The following is a 16700-nucleotide window of genomic DNA, read 5'->3' on the forward strand; positions in this document are numbered from 1 at the left end:
CATCGAAAACGCCCAGGCCATGGCCCAAGTGTTCATCGACCGCGGCTACGACGTGGTTTCCGGCGGCACTGACAACCACCTGTTCCTGGTCAGCCTGATCCGCCAGGGCCTCACTGGTAAAGATGCCGACGCCGCCCTGGGCCGCGCGCACATCACCGTCAACAAGAACGCCGTACCGAACGACCCGCAGTCGCCGTTCGTCACCTCGGGCCTGCGCATCGGCACCCCGGCCGTCACCACCCGCGGCTTCAAGGTCGCTCAGTGTGTGGCCCTGGCCGGCTGGATCTGCGACATCCTCGACAACCTCGGTGACGCTGACGTCGAAGCCGATGTGGCGAAGAACGTCGCGGCGCTGTGCGCAGACTTCCCTGTTTACCGCTGAGTGGAGTAAACCACCATGCAACGCTACTCGGGCTTCGGCCTCTTCAAACACTCCCTCAGCCACCACGAAAACTGGCAGCGCATGTGGCGCACGCCGACCCCTAAAAAGGTCTACGACGTGGTCATCGTTGGCGGTGGCGGCCATGGCCTGGCCACGGCCTACTACCTGGCCAAGGAACACGGCATCACCAACGTCGCAGTGATCGAGAAGGGTTACCTGGGCGGCGGCAACACCGCCCGTAACACCACCATCGTGCGTTCCAACTACCTGTGGGACGAATCGGCGCAATTGTACGAGCACGCCATGAAGCTGTGGGAGGGCCTGTCCCAGGACATCAACTACAACGTGATGTTCTCCCAGCGCGGTGTCTACAACCTGTGCCACACCTTGCAGGACATTCGTGACTCCGAGCGCCGCGTCAGCGCCAACCGCCTCAACGGTGTCGATGGCGAACTGCTGAACACCGCCCAGGTCGCGGCCGAAATCCCGTACCTGGACTGCTCGAAGAACACCCGTTACCCGATCCTCGGCGCGACCGTTCAGCGCCGTGGTGGCGTTGCCCGTCACGACGCCGTGGCCTGGGGTTACGCCCGTGCCGCCGACGCCCTGGGCGTGGACCTGATCCAGCAGACCGAAGTGATCGGTTTCCGCAAGGAAAACGGCGCGGTCATCGGTGTCGAAACCAACAAAGGCTTCATCGGCGCCAAGCGTGTCGGCGTGGTCACTGCGGGTAACTCCGGGCACATGGCCAAACTGGCCGGCTTCCGCCTGCCGCTGGAATCGCACCCGCTGCAAGCCCTGGTGTCCGAGCCGATCAAGCCAATCATCGACAGCGTGATCATGTCCAACGCCGTGCACGGCTACATCAGCCAGTCCGACAAGGGCGACCTGGTGATCGGCGCCGGTATCGACGGTTGGGTCGGCTACGGCCAGCGCGGTTCGTACCCGGTGATCGAGCACACCCTGCAAGCGATCGTCGAGATGTTCCCCAACCTCTCGCGCGTGCGCATGAACCGCCAATGGGGCGGCATCGTCGACACCTCGCCGGACGCCTGCCCGATCATCTCCAAAACCCCGGTCAAGAACATGTTCTTCAACTGCGGTTGGGGTACCGGTGGCTTCAAGGCGACCCCGGGTTCGGGCAACGTCTTCGCTGCCAGCCTGGCCAAAGGCGAGATGCACCCACTGGCCGCGCCGTTCTCCATGGACCGTTTCTACAACGGCGCACTGATCGACGAACACGGCGCCGCCGCCGTCGCCCACTAACCGGAGACACCGTCATGTTGCATATTTTCTGTCCCCACTGCGGCGAGCTGCGCTCCGAAGAAGAGTTCCACGCCTCTGGCCAGGCGCACATCGCCCGCCCGCTGGACCCTGCCGCCTGCTCCGACGAGGAGTGGGGTACCTACATGTTCTTCCGTGACAACCCGCGCGGTATTCACCACGAACTGTGGGACCACGTTGCCGGCTGCCGTCAGTACTTCAACGTCACCCGCGACACCGTGACCTACGAGATTCTGGAAACCTACAAGATTGGCGAGAAGCCGCAGGTGACCGCCAACGGCAAGCAAAACAGCGCACCGTCGACCGTCAAAGGCCAAGGGGAAAAAGTATGAGCCAGACCTATCGCCTCGCCAGCGGCGGCCGTATCGATCGCAGCAAGGTCCTGAACTTCACCTTCAACGGCAAGACCTACCAGGGTTATGCCGGTGACAGCCTGGCCGCTGCGTTGCTGGCCAACGGCGTTGACATCGTCGGCCGCAGCTTCAAGTACTCGCGCCCGCGCGGCATCATCGCCGCCGGTACCGAAGAGCCGAACGCCATCCTGCAGATCGGCTCCAGCGAAGCCACCCAGATCCCTAACGTGCGTGCCACCCAGCAGGCGCTGTACGCCGGCCTGGTCGCCACCAGCACCAACGGCTGGCCTAACGTCAACAACGACGTCATGGGCATCCTTGGCAAGGTGGGCGGCAGCATGATGCCGCCGGGCTTCTACTACAAAACCTTCATGTACCCGAAATCGTTCTGGATGACGTACGAGAAGTACATCCGTAAAGCGGCCGGCCTTGGCCGTGCACCGCTGCAGAACGACCCGGACAGCTACGACTACATGAACCAGCACTGCGACGTGCTGATCGTCGGTGCCGGCCCTGCTGGCCTGGCCGCCGCCCTGGCTGCTGCCCGCAGTGGCGCCCGCGTGATCCTCGCCGATGAACAGGAAGAGTTCGGCGGCAGCCTGCTCGACACCCGCGAAACCCTCGACGGCAAGCCTGCCGCTGAGTGGGTCAATGCGGTGGTCAAAGAGCTGGAAAGCCTGCCGGAAGTGACCCTGCTGCCACGTGCCACGGTCAACGGCTACCACGACCACAACTTCCTGACCATCCACGAGCGCCTCACCGACCACCTCGGCGACCGCGCCCCGATCGGCCAGGTGCGTCACCGCGTGCACCGTGTGCGTGCCGGCCGTGTGGTACTGGCCGCTGGCGCCCACGAGCGCCCGCTGGTGTACGGCAACAATGACGTGCCGGGCAACATGCTGGCCGGCGCTGTGTCCACCTACGTACGCCGCTACGGTGTGGCCCCGGGCCGCAAGCTGGTGCTGTCGACCAACAACGACCACGCCTACCGCGCCGCGCTGGACTGGCACGACGCTGGCCTGCAAGTGGTCGCCATCGCCGACGCCCGCCACAACCCACGCGGCTCGCTGGTTGAAGAAGCGCGTGCAAAAGGCATCCGCATCCTCACTTCCAGCGCCGTGGTCGAGGCCAAAGGCAGCAAGCACGTGACCGGCGCCCGCGTGGCCGCCATCGACGTGCAGGCCCACAAAGTCACCAGCCCAGGCGAAACCCTCGAGTGCGACCTGATCGCCAGCTCCGGCGGTTACAGCCCGATCGTCCACCTGGCGTCGCACCTGGGCGGTCGCCCGGTCTGGCGCGATGACATCCTCGGCTTCGTGCCGGGCGATGCACCGCAAAAACGCGTTTGCGTCGGCGGCATCCATGGTGTCTACGCCCTGGGCGATGTGATTGCCGACGGCTTTGAAGGCGGCGCTCGCGCAGCCACCGAAGCCGGCTTCAAGGCCACCACCGGCACCTTGCCGAAAACCGTGGCACGCAAGGAGGAGGCCACCGTGGCCCTGTTCCAGGTGCCGCACGACAAGGGCAGCAAAGGGCCTAAGCAGTTCGTCGACCAACAGAACGACGTGACCGCTGCCGGTATCGAGCTGGCCACCCGTGAAGGCTTCGAGTCGGTCGAACACGTCAAGCGCTACACCGCGCTGGGCTTCGGTACCGACCAGGGCAAACTGGGCAACATCAACGGCCTGGCCATCGCCGCCCGTTCGATCGGCATCACCATCCCGGAAATGGGCACCACCATGTTCCGCCCCAACTACACGCCGGTCACCTTCGGTGCGGTAGCGGGCCGTCACTGTGGCCACCTGTTCGAACCTGTACGCTTCACCGCCCTGCATGGCTGGCACGTGAAGAACGGCGCCGAGTTCGAAGACGTTGGCCAGTGGAAACGCCCGTGGTACTTCCCCAAAGCCGGTGAAGACATCCACGCCGCCGTGGCCCGCGAGTGCAAGGCCGTGCGTGACAGCGTCGGCCTGCTCGACGCCTCGACCCTGGGCAAGATCGACATCCAGGGCCCGGACGCACGTGAGTTCCTCAACCGCATCTACAGCAACGCCTGGACCAAGCTCGACGTGGGCAAGGCTCGCTACGGCCTGATGTGCAAAGAAGACGGCATGGTCTTCGACGACGGCGTGACCGCCTGCGTTGGCGACAACCACTTCTACATGACCACCACCACCGGCGGCGCCGCACGCGTGCTGCAGTGGCTGGAGCTGTACCACCAGACCGAATGGCCAGAGATGAAGGTGTACTTCACCTCGGTCACCGACCACTGGGCGACCATGACCCTGTCCGGCCCCAACAGCCGCAAGCTGCTGAGCGCGCTGACCGACGACATCGACCTGGACAAGGACGCCTTCCCGTTCATGACCTGGAAGGAAGGCACTGTCGCCGGCGTACCGGCCCGCGTGTTCCGCATCTCGTTCACCGGTGAGCTGTCGTACGAAGTGAACGTGCAGGCCAACTACGCCATGGGCGTGCTGGAAAAGATCATCGAGGCGGGCAAGCAATACAACCTGACCCCGTATGGCACCGAGACCATGCACGTGCTGCGTGCCGAGAAGGGCTTCATCATCGTCGGCCAGGACACTGACGGCTCGATGAACCCAGACGACCTGAACATGAGCTGGTGCGTGGGCCGCAACAAGCCATTCTCGTGGATCGGCCTGCGTGGCATGAACCGCGAAGACTGCCTGCGCGACAACCGCAAGCAGCTGGTCGGCCTCAAGCCGGTGGACCCGACCCAGTGGCTGCCAGAAGGCGCGCAACTGGTGTTCGACCCCAAGCAACCGATCCCGATGGACATGGTTGGCCACGTCACCTCCAGCTACGCGGCCAACTCCCTGGGGTATTCGTTCGCCATGGGTGTGGTCAAAGGCGGCCTTAAGCGCATGGGCGAGCGGGTGTACTCGCCGCAGGCTGACGGCAGCGTGATCGAGGCGGAAATCGTGTCTTCGGTGTTCTTCGATCCGAAGGGTGAGCGGCAGAACGTTTAAGGCCCATGGATAGCTCCGCTTGAAATGCAAGCCCTGTGGGAGCGGGCTTGCCCCGCGAATGCAATGGTGGCCATGCCGCCCACTTCGCGGGACAAGCCCGCTCCCACAGACCACCACTCGCATTCGGGCATTGCGTCTGACCTTCGGTCTTACGGACAACAGAATTCAAGGCAGGTAAGAAATGAGCGCTATCAACGTCTTCCAGCAAAACCCCGGCGCCGACGCCAAGGCCCAGTCGCCGCTGCACCATGCCGACCTGGCCAGCCTGGTTGGCAAGGGCCGCAAGAACGCAGGCGTGACCCTGCGTGAGAAAAAATTCCTCGGCCACCTGACCCTGCGTGGCGACGGCCATGACCCGGCCTTTGCCGCAGGCGTGCACAAGGCCCTGGGCCTGGAGCTGCCGGTGGCCCTGACCGTGGTCGCCAACAGCGACATGTCGCTGCAGTGGATGGGCCCCGACGAGTGGCTGCTGATCGTCCCGGGCGGCCAGGAGTTTGCCATCGAGCAAAAACTGCGCGCGGCCCTCGACGAGCTGCACATCCAGGTGGTCAACGTCAGCGGCGGGCAGAGCCTGCTGGAACTGCGCGGCCCGCACGTGCGCGAAGTGCTGATGAAGTCCACCAGCTATGATGTTCACCCAAACAACTTCCCGGTGGGCAAGGCCGTCGGTACGGTGTTCGCCAAGTCGCAACTGGTGATCCGCCGCACCGCCGAAGACACCTGGGAACTGGTGATTCGCCGCAGCTTCGCCGATTACTGGTGGCTGTGGCTGCAAGACGCATCGGCCGAATACGGCCTGAGCATCGAAGCCTAAGGAGAGCCGCACATGAGTCGGGCACCGGATACCTGGATTCTCACCGCCGACTGCCCGAGCATGCTCGGTACCGTCGACGTGGTGACGCGTTTCCTCTACGAGCAGCGCTGCTACGTCACGGAGCACCACTCCTTCGATGACCGGCAGTCGGGGCGCTTCTTCATTCGCGTCGAATTCCGCCAGCCGGACGATTTTGACGAGGCGGGCTTCCGTGCCGGCCTCGCTGAACGTAGCGAAGCGTTCGGCATGGCCTTCGAGCTGACCGCGCCTAATCACCGCCCCAAGGTGGTGATCATGGTGTCCAAGGCTGACCACTGCCTGAACGACCTGTTGTATCGCCAGCGTATTGGCCAACTGGGCATGGACGTGGTCGCAGTGGTGTCCAACCACCCAGACCTCGAACCGCTGGCGCATTGGCACAAGATTCCTTACTACCACTTTGCACTCGACCCCAACGACAAGGCGGGGCAAGAGCGCAAGGTGCTGCAGGTGATCGAAGAGACTGGCGCGGAACTGGTCATCCTTGCCCGCTACATGCAGGTGCTGTCGCCCGAGCTGTGTCGGCGCCTGGACGGCTGGGCGATCAACATTCACCACTCGTTGTTGCCGGGGTTCAAAGGCGCCAAGCCTTATCACCAGGCGTACAACAAGGGCGTAAAGATGGTGGGCGCGACCGCGCACTACATCAACAACGATCTCGATGAAGGGCCGATCATTGCGCAGGGGGTCGAGGTGGTGGACCACAGCCATTACCCGGAAGACCTGATTGCCAAGGGGCGGGATATCGAATGCCTGACCCTGGCGCGCGCTGTGGGGTATCACATTGAGCGGCGGGTGTTCCTTAACGCCAACAGGACTGTCGTTCTCTGACGCCTGTAAGGGCCTCTTCGCGGGACAAGCCCGCTCCCACAGGTACAGCGCCGCTTTCAAAGGCGGCGCTGTACCTGTGGGAGCGGGCTTGTCCCGCGAATGGGCTCAGCAAATTTTCCCTGCCGTTAAAAGGCATCTCCCTGTCGTTTCCAGTCAGTGCAAACCGCCGTATCAGGCCCACAATTCCCCTCATCCCAGTAACACATGCCGCCCATGGATGGCGGCGCTTCAACCAACGCTGCATAAATAAAAATCAAGCGAGGTAAGAGCATGTCTGGCAATCGTGGAGTGGTGTATCTCGGCGCCGGCAAGGTCGAGGTGCAGAAGATCGACTACCCGAAAATGCAGGACCCGCGCGGCAAGAAGATCGAACACGGCGTCATTCTCAAGGTGGTCTCCACCAACATCTGCGGCTCCGACCAGCACATGGTCCGCGGCCGCACCACTGCCCAGGTCGGCCTGGTTCTGGGCCACGAAATCACCGGTGAAATTGTCGAGTTGGGGCGTGATGTCGAACGCCTTAAAAAAGGCGACCTGGTGTCGGTACCGTTCAACGTCGCCTGCGGCCGCTGCCGCTCCTGCAAAGAAATGCACACCGGCGTCTGCCTCACTGTAAACCCGGCCCGCGCCGGCGGTGCCTACGGCTACGTCGACATGGGCGACTGGACCGGTGGCCAGGCCGAGTACGTGCTGGTGCCTTATGCCGACTTCAACCTGCTGAAACTACCGGACCGCGACAAGGCCATGGAAAAAATCCGTGACCTGACCTGCCTGTCCGACATTCTGCCCACCGGCTACCACGGCGCAGTGACGGCGGGCGTAGGCCCAGGCAGCACCGTTTACGTCGCGGGCGCCGGCCCGGTCGGCCTGGCCGCTGCTGCGTCTGCCCGCCTGCTGGGCGCTGCCTGCGTGATCGTCGGCGACCTCAACCAAGCCCGTCTGGCGCACGCCAAGTCGCAGGGCTTCGAAGTGGTCGACCTGTCCAAGGACACCCCGCTGCACGAGCAGATCATCGACATTCTCGGTGAGCCGGAAGTGGACTGTGCCGTCGACGCCGTTGGCTTCGAGGCCCGCGGCCACGGCCATGAAGGCGCCAAGCATGAAGCCCCGGCCACCGTGCTGAACTCGCTGATGCAAGTGACCCGCGTTGCCGGCAACATCGGTATCCCGGGCCTGTACGTGACCGAAGACCCAGGTGCCGTGGATGCCGCTGCCAAGATCGGCGCCCTGAGCATCCGCTTCGGCCTGGGTTGGGCCAAGTCGCACAGCTTCCACACCGGCCAGACACCGACCATGAAGTACAACCGCCAGCTGATGCAGGCGATCATGTGGGACCGTATCAACATTGCTGAGGTGGTTGGCGTGCAGGTGATCAACCTGGACCAGGCGCCGGAAGGGTATGGCGAGTTCGATGCGGGCGTGCCGAAGAAGTTTGTGATTGACCCGCACAAGATGTGGGGTGCGGCGTAATTTAAAATTGAGATAAAAGCCCTTCGAATGAGGGGCTTTTTTCTAGACTACAACCTACAAGGCTTGAGCTGATGAACCAGAAGGCCCAACTCTCTACCGCTGCTGCGGGGTACGCCTTATTAAGGCGTCATGCCCCTTGAACTTCTGTAGCTTCCACGAATGTATATACCTTCAATTGTGGGGGCTTGGGCTTTAGCGAAAAGACTTTCACCTAATTTAACGATGAAGTCGTTCCGTTCGGCTCTTGATTTCCGTGCGGAGGTATTTACTCACGCTAGGAGATAATGGCGGATTATGTCCATTGGCACTCAGATGCGCATTCAGCTGCCTGATCTCGATGTCATTAGCCACATACTCGGATAAATTGTACTGTGCAATATATTCTTTGGTATCTGCTGTTTCGATGATATACAGCGTTTCACGGTGGAATGTCGAATTGTGTGTTTTTGGTTCCAGCTTATAATTTCTGGTGTTTCCGGGTTTTTCTAGCAGATTAACTGCTGGCTCTGATGGCTTTCTTGGGTGATAAATCTCGATTTGAATAGAGGGGATTTTTTCTGCTCGCCCAGTGGGATATCCGCACTACGAAAAATGGCGCGGTGGTGGTCGCCTTGGTTGACGGTAATCAGCTTGTTACCCTGGTAGAAGAAAAGCAAACGGTTCGATCCTTTGCTCATGATTCAGGTCTCTGCTGCTCTGGATGTATGGGGTGTGCCTGAAGCCCATTCTGAACAGCAAGAATTTCGATACTGGCAGAAATAACAGTTTTTTCAGCTTCCCCAGCACTGCCTCATAACCTGTGGGGTTTGCTCGCGAAGAGGCCAGCCCTGCCAATCCATGACTCAGCGCATCATCCCCTGCTCGGCATCAGATCGGTACGCTGAGCTTCCGCTTCGTCTTGAACTGGGTCGAAGCGCATAGTTTCCACGCCAGCGGGACCCTGACCGTCGAAGGGTTTTTGTGGTCAGCATCGCCGAATCTATGTGTTACTCCCTCTGATGACATAAATCATATTCTCCAAACTATTTATTTTACGATCTAGAGATGTAATTTTTTGATCAAGTTTATGGGTGGTGTAGTGGAGTTTGTACATCTCCTGAATTCCAGGATTTGAGTTGTAAAAGCTTGTTAAATTGGTTTCAGCTACTTGTGCGTCGACGATTTGCGCGAAGGCGGCATCAGAGTTCCAGTGACCGCGCGCTGTTCTTTCATTTTTAGATTGAGTGGTGTGTATAAGGTCATGCATTTCTTTAAGCTTGCCTGGGTTGTTGAATGAATAATTCAAAACCTTTTGTTTGTCTTCTTTTAGGCTAGGGTTATCCAGCTCCAGCTTGGCGCGCTCTTGTTTTAATTGATTTAGCCGAAGCGTCATAGGGCTTTCTGACGGCGAAGGTGCGGAGGTTACTTTGTGGGTGGTAGCGCCTGCCGAATTGTTTTTTTTCCCTGGGGGGGCATGACCTGAGGGGTCTAAGTGATTAATTGGGTCTCCGGAGCAATAGGCATATGCGTTAATGCCTCCGTCATCGAAGGGGCTTAGCGAATCAGGAGATAAAAATCGCATCAGTATGGGGCTAAACACCCGGTAGCCATTGCCCAGTACATAGCTTTCAGACCCTGTGTCGAGCCGTTCTGCATTAAAACCTAAGACAGTGCTTGACGAGGGGAGAGTTGGATCGTAACCGTAAGTAGTGAATGTATGGACTTCTGTTTTTTGGGGGGCATTCAACCTGAGCACCGAGCCGCCATTTTCTACTGCCAACAGTCCAGTACCCAATATTGTATCGGTATTTCGTTGTGCAAGTGGAATGTCAGGAGTTTGTATGCTCCTGGATATCTGGCCACCTTGCTGTACGCTGGAGAGCTTGCCGCTTTGGTAGAAGTAATGGACAGTGCCTTCGCGTTTCATGGGATATCCATAATAATTTGTCAGAAATGTAATGCTTTGATAAATGTAGCTATGCGTTATTGGTTTAACAACTAGCAAAAATGATAGGTGCTTAGGTCGAGCGATCACCACTAGGCTGGGAGCTAGGTGTACGGTCCCGGAATGAGAGGGTGCTGACAGTGAGGGTTGGGCCTGTCAGTTAGCGGGGCCGCTGTGCGCCCTTCGCGGGCAAGCCCGCACACAACAGAGGGTACGCGACATACCCCGATACGCGGCCTGGAACAAACCACCAATCCTTCAGTCGAATGCCTCGTTTCCCCGGCCATCCCGGCCCACGAGGTCCCTCCCGATGAAAGCATTCACCCTGGCAACCCTGATGACCCTGGCCGCAAGCCCGGTGTTCGCCTTCAACCTCAGCGATGCCGCCAATGCCGTGTCGGCCATGCAGAACCAAAAACAACAGGGCCAGGTGCAGGCGCCCGAGGCGCAGGCCAATTTGCTCAATACCTTGGGCAGTGAACTGAAGATCACCCCGGAACAGGCCGTGGGCGGGGCGGGGGCGATGCTGGGTTTGGCGCGCAATAACCTGAGTTCCGACGACTACGGTCAGCTGACCAAAGCTGTGCCTGGGCTGGACTTGCTGTCCGGTGCCAATGCGCTGGGCGGGTTGAGTGGGTTGGGTGAGCTGCTCGGCAAGAACAGCGAAAGCCAGTCGGCGTTGAACAATGCGCTGGGCAACAACGTGGAGAACCGCAGCGACCTGGACAGCGCGTTCAAGGCGCTGGGCATGGATACCGGGATGATCGGGCAGTTTGCACCGTTGATTCTGCAGTACCTGGGGCAGCAGGGGATTGCAGGCTCGTTGCTGCAGAACCTGGGTAGCCTGTGGACAACCCCCGCGCCGTTGGCTCAGCCTTCGGTCTGAAGGCCTAACACCATTTCTGTGGGAGCGGCCTTGTGTAGCGAAAGGGGCGCGCAGCGGCCCCAGGATTTAAGCATCACAGTCAAGATTGCTGGGGCCGCTACGCGACCCTTTCGCGACACAAGGCCGCTCCCACAAAGCACAATTGCGTAGATCAGGCGGCTTCTGTGAAGTCCACCAGGCTGACCGGGCGGCGGAAGCCGCTAGTCAGTACGGCCAGGTACGCAAGGCCCAGCGCAAACCAGCACAGCCCAATCACTAGCGTCAGCGCCGACAGGCTGGTCCATAGCCACAGCGTCAGGCCCAATCCCACCAGCGGCACCACGCCATAGCACAGCAGGCCTTTGAGGTTGCGCTGTGCGCTGTCACCCATCAGGTGGGTCTTCACCACCGCCAGGTTCACCGCCGAGAACGCCACCAGCGCGCCAAAGCTGATCAGCGAGGCGAGGGTGGACAGGTCGATCACCAGCGCCAACAGCGAAAACGCCGACACCAGCAAAATGGCGAACACCGGCGTGCCAAAACGCGGCGACAGGTAACCGAACGTGCGCTGCGGCAGCACCTTGTCACGGCCCATGGTGAACAGGATTCGCGACACCGCGGCCTGCGAGGCCAGTGCCGAACCCAGGCTGCCGGCGACGAAGGCGGCGGTAAAGAAGTTGGCCAGGAATTGCCCGCCTGCCTTGAACATCACTTCATTAGCCGCCGCATCGGCGTTTGCAAACGTGCTGCCCGGCAGCACCAGCTGGCTGACGTAGGCCAGCGCGGTGAACAGTACGCCGGCGAAGAGCGTGGTGAGGATGATCGCCCGTGGCACGTCGCGGCGGGCATCGCGGCATTCTTCGGCCAGGGTGGAGACGGCATCGAAGCCGAGGAACGACAGGCACAGTACTGCGGCGCCCGCCATCAGCGGGCCGAAGCCAGGTTGTGTGCCGTCACCCATCAGCGGCGAGAGCAGGTCTAGCGGTTGGCCGGCCAGGGTCTGGCAGGACAAGGCCACGAATACCCCGATAAACACGATCTGCGCACCGACGATCAGGTTGCTGGTTTGAGCCACCGAGTTAATGCCGACCACGTTGAGCACGGTCACCAGGGCGATGGAGGCGAGCACGAAGGCCCAGGCGGGCACAGCCGGGAAGGCGATGTTGAGGAACAGGCCGATCAGCAGGTAGTTGATCATCGGCAGGAACAAGTAATCGAGCAGCAGCGACCAACCCGCCAGGAAACCAACGTTCTGGCCGAAGGCCATGTTGGTGTAGGAGTACGCCGAACCCGCGACCGGGAAGCGTTTGACCATGAAACTGTAGGACGCGGCGGTAAACAGCATGGCCACCAGCGTAACCAGGTAGGCGCCAGCGGTGCGGCCACCGGTGAGTTCGGTGACGATGCCGTAGGTGGTGAAGATGGTCAGCGGGACCATGTACACCAGGCCGAAGAAGACCAGGGCGGGCAGGCCCAGGACGCGACGAAGTTGGGCGGGGGTGGAGCAAGGTTGGTTGGCCATCGATCGATCCAGGCAATTTTTTGTAGTTGTGCTTTGATCGATTTTTATCCACTTAGGTGGAGGGTGACAAAGAAGTAATCCTTATGTTGATTATTAGCCTGGGTTTTAATCGGATTTGTGCTGTGCCTGTGCTGGCCTCTTCGCGGGCAAGCCCGCTCCCACAGGTTCACTACAGGTCTTGAGAGCGGTGGTAGAACTGTGGGAGCGGGCTTGCCCCGCGAAGAGGCCGGACCAGCCAACATGGCCTAGCGCAATTCTGCGCGCAACTCCTCGATACGCTGGTCTTTTTCCAACCACAGCTGGTTCACCCAAGCCTGCACGGTCTGCCGGAAGGCCGGGTCATTTTCATAATCCCCATCCCACAACGCCGGGTCCAGCTCACGCACCTGAATGTCGATAATCACCCGGCTAATGCTGCCATTGAGCAAGTCCCAGAACCCCGGCGCCTGGTTGCCCGGGTAAACGATGGTCACGTCCAGCAGCGCATCCAGCTGCTCGCCCAGCGCCGCCAGCACGAATGCCACGCCGCCGGCCTTGGGCTTGAGCAGGTAGCGGTAAGGCGATTGCTGCTCCTGGCGCTTGGCCTCGGTGAAGCGCGTGCCTTCCAGGTAGTTGACCACGGTTACCGGCTGGCGCTTGAACAGCTCACAGGCGGCCTTGGTGATCTCCAGGTCCTTGCCCTTGAGCTCGGGGTGCTTGTCCAGAAACGCCTTGCTGTAGCGCTTCATGAACGGGTAATCCAGCCCCCACCAGGCCAGGCCCAGCAGTGGCACCCAAATCAGCTCCTTCTTGAGGAAGAACTTGAAGAACGGTGTGCGGCGGTTGAGGCTTTCGATCAGCGCGGGGATGTCGACCCAGGTCTGGTGGTTGCTCACGGCCAGGTACGAGGTGTCCTTGCGCAGGCGGTCGACGCCGCGGATATCCCACTGGGTGGGGATGCACAGGGCGAAAATCGCCTTGTCGATCTCTGACCAGGTTTCGGCGACCCACATCACCGCCGCAGAGGCATAGTCACGGCCACGGCCCGGCAGCACCAGCTTGAGCAGGGCAAAGACCAGCAGCGGGCAGATCAACACCACGGTGTTGAGCAGCAGCAGGAGGGTTGTGAGAATGCCGGTCAGCAGGCGACGCATAAAGGAACTCTTGTAGTGAGATAAAAACAGCCGGCAATGATAAGCAGCGATGCGGCCTACGCCAAATGCCCAATGCCCAGCGGCGAGGACAAATGTTTCACATTGTGTTGATTACCGTGTACAGACGAACCTATTCAACTCATGCAGTCTAAGCACTGTCTGCACTCAAGGAAGCGTAACCCGTGAAATCACTGCTTGCCCTGTTGTCACTGTTCGCCTTGCCGGTCATGGCCGCCGAGCCGACGATTTATGGCCGTTACGAAAACATCGCCTTGCCGGAGATTGGCGAGACCTTGAAGGCCAAGATGGACACCGGTGCCTTCACCGCATCGCTGTCGGCCAAAGACATCGAGCTGTTCACCCGCGATGGCGATGAGTGGGTACGCTTCCGCCTGGCGACCAAAGAGTCCGACGGCAAGGTCTACGAGCACAAGGTCTCGCGCATCAGCAAGATCAAGGGCCGTGCCGACGAAGAGGAAGAGGGCGATGCGCCGGAAATCTCCAAGCGCCCGGTGGTCGACCTGGAGCTGTGCCTGGGTGACGTGAAGCGCACGGTCGAAGTGAACCTGGTGGACCGCAGCAGTTTCAACTACCCGCTGTTGATCGGTTCCAAAGCGTTGCGTGAGTTCAAGGCAGCGGTCAACCCGGCCAAGAAGTTCACCGCCGGCAAGCCGGACTGCTGACCAAAATTTCACCCGTTCCTCCGTGTAGGAGCAGCCTTGTGCTGCGAAGAGTCCATGCCAGACGCAGCGCAAGTGCTGACGATACCGGCCTTTTCGCAGCACAAGGCTGCTCCTACAATGTCCAGCTACGCCCCCAGCCAGGCCGGACACCATGCCCCATATCCTCATCGTCGAAGACGAAGCCGCCATCGCCGACACCCTGGTCTACGCCCTGCAGGCCGACGGCCACAGCACCGAGTGGGTGACCCTGGGCAGCGCCGCCCTCGACCAGCAGCGCCAGCGCCCGGCCGACCTGATCATCCTCGACATCGGCCTGCCCGATATCAGTGGTTTCGAAACCTGCCGCCAACTGCGCCGCTTCAGCGAGGTGCCGGTGATGTTCCTCAGCGCCCGTGATGGCGAAATCGACCGGGTGGTGGGCCTGGAGATCGGCGCCGACGACTACGTGGTCAAACCCTTCAGCCCCCGCGAGGTGGCGGCACGGGTGCGGGCCATCCTTAAACGCATGGCACCACGTGTTGAGCCCGCCGCCGCGGCAACGCTGTTCCAGCTCGATACCCTGCGCATGCAGATCAGCTACCGTAACCAGCCGCTGAGCCTGACCCGCCACGAGTTTCGTTTGCTGCAGTGCCTGCTGGAACAGCCCCAGCGGGTGTTCAGCCGCGAGCAACTGCTCGATGCCCTGGGCGTGGCGTCTGACGTGGGCTACGAGCGCACCATCGACAGCCACATCAAGAGCCTGCGCGCCAAGTTGCGCCTGGTCGCCAGCGAGGCAGAACCGATACAGACCCACCGCGGCCTCGGCTACAGCTACAGCCCGGATCACGCCTGATGCGCCTGGGCATCCGGATCTTCCTGGTGTACTTCCTGTTCGTCGGGCTGGCGGGGTACTTCCTGCTTAACACGGTGCGCGAACAGATCCGCCCGGTGGTGCGCCAATCGTCCGAAGAAACCCTGGTCGACACCGCCAACCTGCTGGCGGAGATCCTGCACGATGACGTCAAGGCCGGCACCCTCGGGCAAAGCCGCTTGCCCGAAGTCCTCAAGGCTTACGGTTCGCGCAGCCCGGGCGCGCAGATCTGGGGCTTGGCGAAGAACCAGGTCAGCCACCGCATCTACGTGACCGACGCCAAAGGCATCGTGCTGCTCGACTCCAGCGGTGAGGACCTGGGCAAGGATTACTCGAAGTGGAATGACGTTTACCTCACCCTGCGCGGCGAGTACGGCGCCCGCTCCACGCGCAGTGTCGCCGATGACGAAAGCACATCGGTGATGCATGTGGCTGCGCCGATCATCGATGACGGCCAGATCATCGGCGTGGTTACTGTGGCCAAGCCCAACAGTTCGCTGCAACCCTACATCGACCGCTCCGAGCAGCGTTTGCTCACGTTGGGCCTGGGCTTGATCGGCCTGGGCTTGTTGATTGGCGCAGCGCTGTCGTGGTGGCTGGCGCGCTCGCTGCGCAGGCTGGCCCGTTACGCCCAGGCGGTCAGCGAAGGTGAGCGGGCGGCGCTGCCGCATTACAAGGGCGGTGAGCTGGCGAACCTGGCCAATGCAGTGGAGCGCATGCGCACGCAGCTGGAAGGCAAGGCCTACGTCGAGCGCTATGTGCACACCCTGACCCACGAACTGAAAAGCCCGCTGGCGGCCATCCGCGGTGCCTCCGAGCTGCTGCAGGGCGATATGCCGGCCGAGCAGCGGGCGCGGTTTGCCGGCAACATCGAGCGCGAAAGCGAGCGCCTGCAGCAGATGATCGAACGCCTGCTCAACCTCGCCCGCGTGGAGCAGATGCAGGCGCTGGAGGATGAACAGCAGGTGGCGCTGGCGGCACTGGTCGACGAATTGCTGTTGGCCCATGCGGCGCGCATCGAAGCGGCGGGCCTGCAGGTGCGGCAGCGGGTGCCGGCCGGTTTGCGGTTGTTGTGCGATCCGTTTCTGATGCGCCAGGCGTTGGCCAACCTGCTCGACAATGCGCTGGACTTTACCCCGGCCGGTGGGGCGTTGTTGTTCGAGCTTGAGCGCGATGGTGGGCGGGTGGCGTTGAGCCTGTTCAACCAGGGGCAGGCGATACCGGCGTATGCCATTGGGCGGGTGAGTGAGCGGTTTTACTCGCTGCCGCGGCCGGGGAGTGGGCGCAAGAGTACCGGGCTGGGGCTGAATTTTGTAGCCGAGGTGATGCAGCTGCATGGCGGGGCGTTGGCGGTGGATAACGTCGATGGCGGGGTGCGGGTGCGGTTGTGGCTGCCGGTGCGGCGTATCAGCTGAGATTGCCGGGTCCGCTGCGCGGCCCATCGCCGGCAAGCCAGCTCCCACAGGTACTCCACAGCTTGGGACCTTATGTTGTACCTGTGGGAGCTGGCTTGCCGGCGATAGGGCCCTTGAAAGTACACACAATCTCCACACAAGC

The 16700-nt window shown here is 61.2% G+C and carries 14 protein-coding genes and 1 pseudogene; 11 read left to right on the forward strand and 4 right to left on the reverse strand.

What is annotated here, in order from left to right; genetic code table 11:
* The 7 genes and pseudogenes from glyA to fdhA all read left to right on the forward strand — a co-directional run.
* Positions 1-382: pseudogene (gene glyA / locus HU764_RS27120) on the forward strand (serine hydroxymethyltransferase); the annotation flags it as partial.
* Between the two features lie 15 nt (positions 383-397).
* Positions 398-1648, forward strand: a complete 1251-nt coding sequence (locus HU764_RS27125) for a sarcosine oxidase subunit beta family protein (protein WP_008089646.1) — start codon at positions 398-400, stop codon at positions 1646-1648.
* 14 nt (positions 1649-1662) lie between these two features.
* Positions 1663-1998, forward strand: coding sequence for a sarcosine oxidase subunit delta (locus tag HU764_RS27130; RefSeq protein ID WP_027594307.1), 336 nt, complete (start codon positions 1663-1665; stop codon positions 1996-1998).
* Positions 1995-5012, forward strand: a complete 3018-nt coding sequence (locus tag HU764_RS27135; RefSeq protein ID WP_186703158.1) for a sarcosine oxidase subunit alpha — start codon at positions 1995-1997, stop codon at positions 5010-5012. Before HU764_RS27130 ends, HU764_RS27135 begins: the two co-directional genes overlap by 4 nt.
* 181 nt (positions 5013-5193) lie before the next feature.
* A complete protein-coding gene (locus tag HU764_RS27140) occupies positions 5194-5826 on the forward strand; it encodes a sarcosine oxidase subunit gamma (RefSeq protein ID WP_186703159.1) in 633 nt (210 codons plus the stop codon).
* A gap of 12 nt (positions 5827-5838) precedes the next feature.
* The gene (gene purU / locus HU764_RS27145; RefSeq protein ID WP_027594310.1) at positions 5839-6696 is read left to right on the forward strand and encodes a formyltetrahydrofolate deformylase; all 858 of its coding nucleotides are present in this window, start codon (positions 5839-5841) and stop codon (positions 6694-6696) included.
* Between the two features lie 270 nt (positions 6697-6966).
* Positions 6967-8166, forward strand: coding sequence for a formaldehyde dehydrogenase, glutathione-independent (fdhA, locus tag HU764_RS27150; RefSeq protein WP_186681250.1), 1200 nt, complete (start codon positions 6967-6969; stop codon positions 8164-8166).
* A gap of 485 nt (positions 8167-8651) precedes the next feature.
* Here fdhA and HU764_RS27155 read toward each other — a convergent pair whose 3' ends face one another.
* Positions 8652-8843, reverse strand: a complete 192-nt coding sequence (locus HU764_RS27155; protein ID WP_186703160.1) for a hypothetical protein — start codon at positions 8841-8843, stop codon at positions 8652-8654.
* A gap of 302 nt (positions 8844-9145) precedes the next feature.
* Positions 9146-10072 carry an RHS repeat-associated core domain-containing protein gene (locus HU764_RS27160; protein ID WP_186703161.1) on the reverse strand — a complete coding sequence of 309 codons (927 nt, stop codon included), beginning with the start codon at positions 10070-10072 and terminating at the stop codon, positions 9146-9148.
* A gap of 328 nt (positions 10073-10400) precedes the next feature.
* On the opposite strand from HU764_RS27160, the gene HU764_RS27165 reads away from it, so the two are divergent.
* Positions 10401-10976, forward strand: coding sequence for a DUF2780 domain-containing protein (locus tag HU764_RS27165; protein WP_186703162.1), 576 nt, complete (start codon positions 10401-10403; stop codon positions 10974-10976).
* Between the two features lie 151 nt (positions 10977-11127).
* Here HU764_RS27165 and HU764_RS27170 read toward each other — a convergent pair whose 3' ends face one another.
* Together HU764_RS27170 and HU764_RS27175 are read right to left on the reverse strand one after the other, a co-directional pair.
* A complete protein-coding gene (locus HU764_RS27170) occupies positions 11128-12477 on the reverse strand; it encodes an APC family permease (RefSeq protein ID WP_186703163.1) in 1350 nt (449 codons plus the stop codon).
* A 245-nt stretch (positions 12478-12722) separates the two neighbouring features.
* A complete protein-coding gene (locus tag HU764_RS27175) occupies positions 12723-13610 on the reverse strand; it encodes an acyltransferase (protein ID WP_186703164.1) in 888 nt (295 codons plus the stop codon).
* A gap of 182 nt (positions 13611-13792) precedes the next feature.
* Here HU764_RS27175 and rloA2 point away from each other — a divergent pair, with 182 nt between their 5' ends.
* The 3 genes from rloA2 to creC all read left to right on the forward strand — a co-directional run bounded on the left by rloA2 (position 13793) and on the right by creC (position 16558).
* On the forward strand, positions 13793-14293 hold the full coding sequence (gene rloA2, locus HU764_RS27180; RefSeq protein ID WP_099428126.1) for a retropepsin-like aspartic peptidase RloA2: 501 nt from the start codon (positions 13793-13795) through the stop codon (positions 14291-14293).
* A gap of 151 nt (positions 14294-14444) precedes the next feature.
* A complete protein-coding gene (creB, locus tag HU764_RS27185) occupies positions 14445-15125 on the forward strand; it encodes a two-component system response regulator CreB (RefSeq protein ID WP_186681264.1) in 681 nt (226 codons plus the stop codon).
* Complete coding sequence (gene creC, locus HU764_RS27190) at positions 15125-16558, forward strand: two-component system sensor histidine kinase CreC (RefSeq protein ID WP_186703165.1); 1434 nt, start codon at positions 15125-15127, stop codon at positions 16556-16558. Before creB ends, creC begins: the two co-directional genes overlap by 1 nt.
* Positions 16559-16700 lie beyond the last annotated feature (142 nt).

Source organism: Pseudomonas kermanshahensis, from assembly GCF_014269205.2.
Classification (GTDB): domain Bacteria; phylum Pseudomonadota; class Gammaproteobacteria; order Pseudomonadales; family Pseudomonadaceae; genus Aquipseudomonas; species Aquipseudomonas kermanshahensis.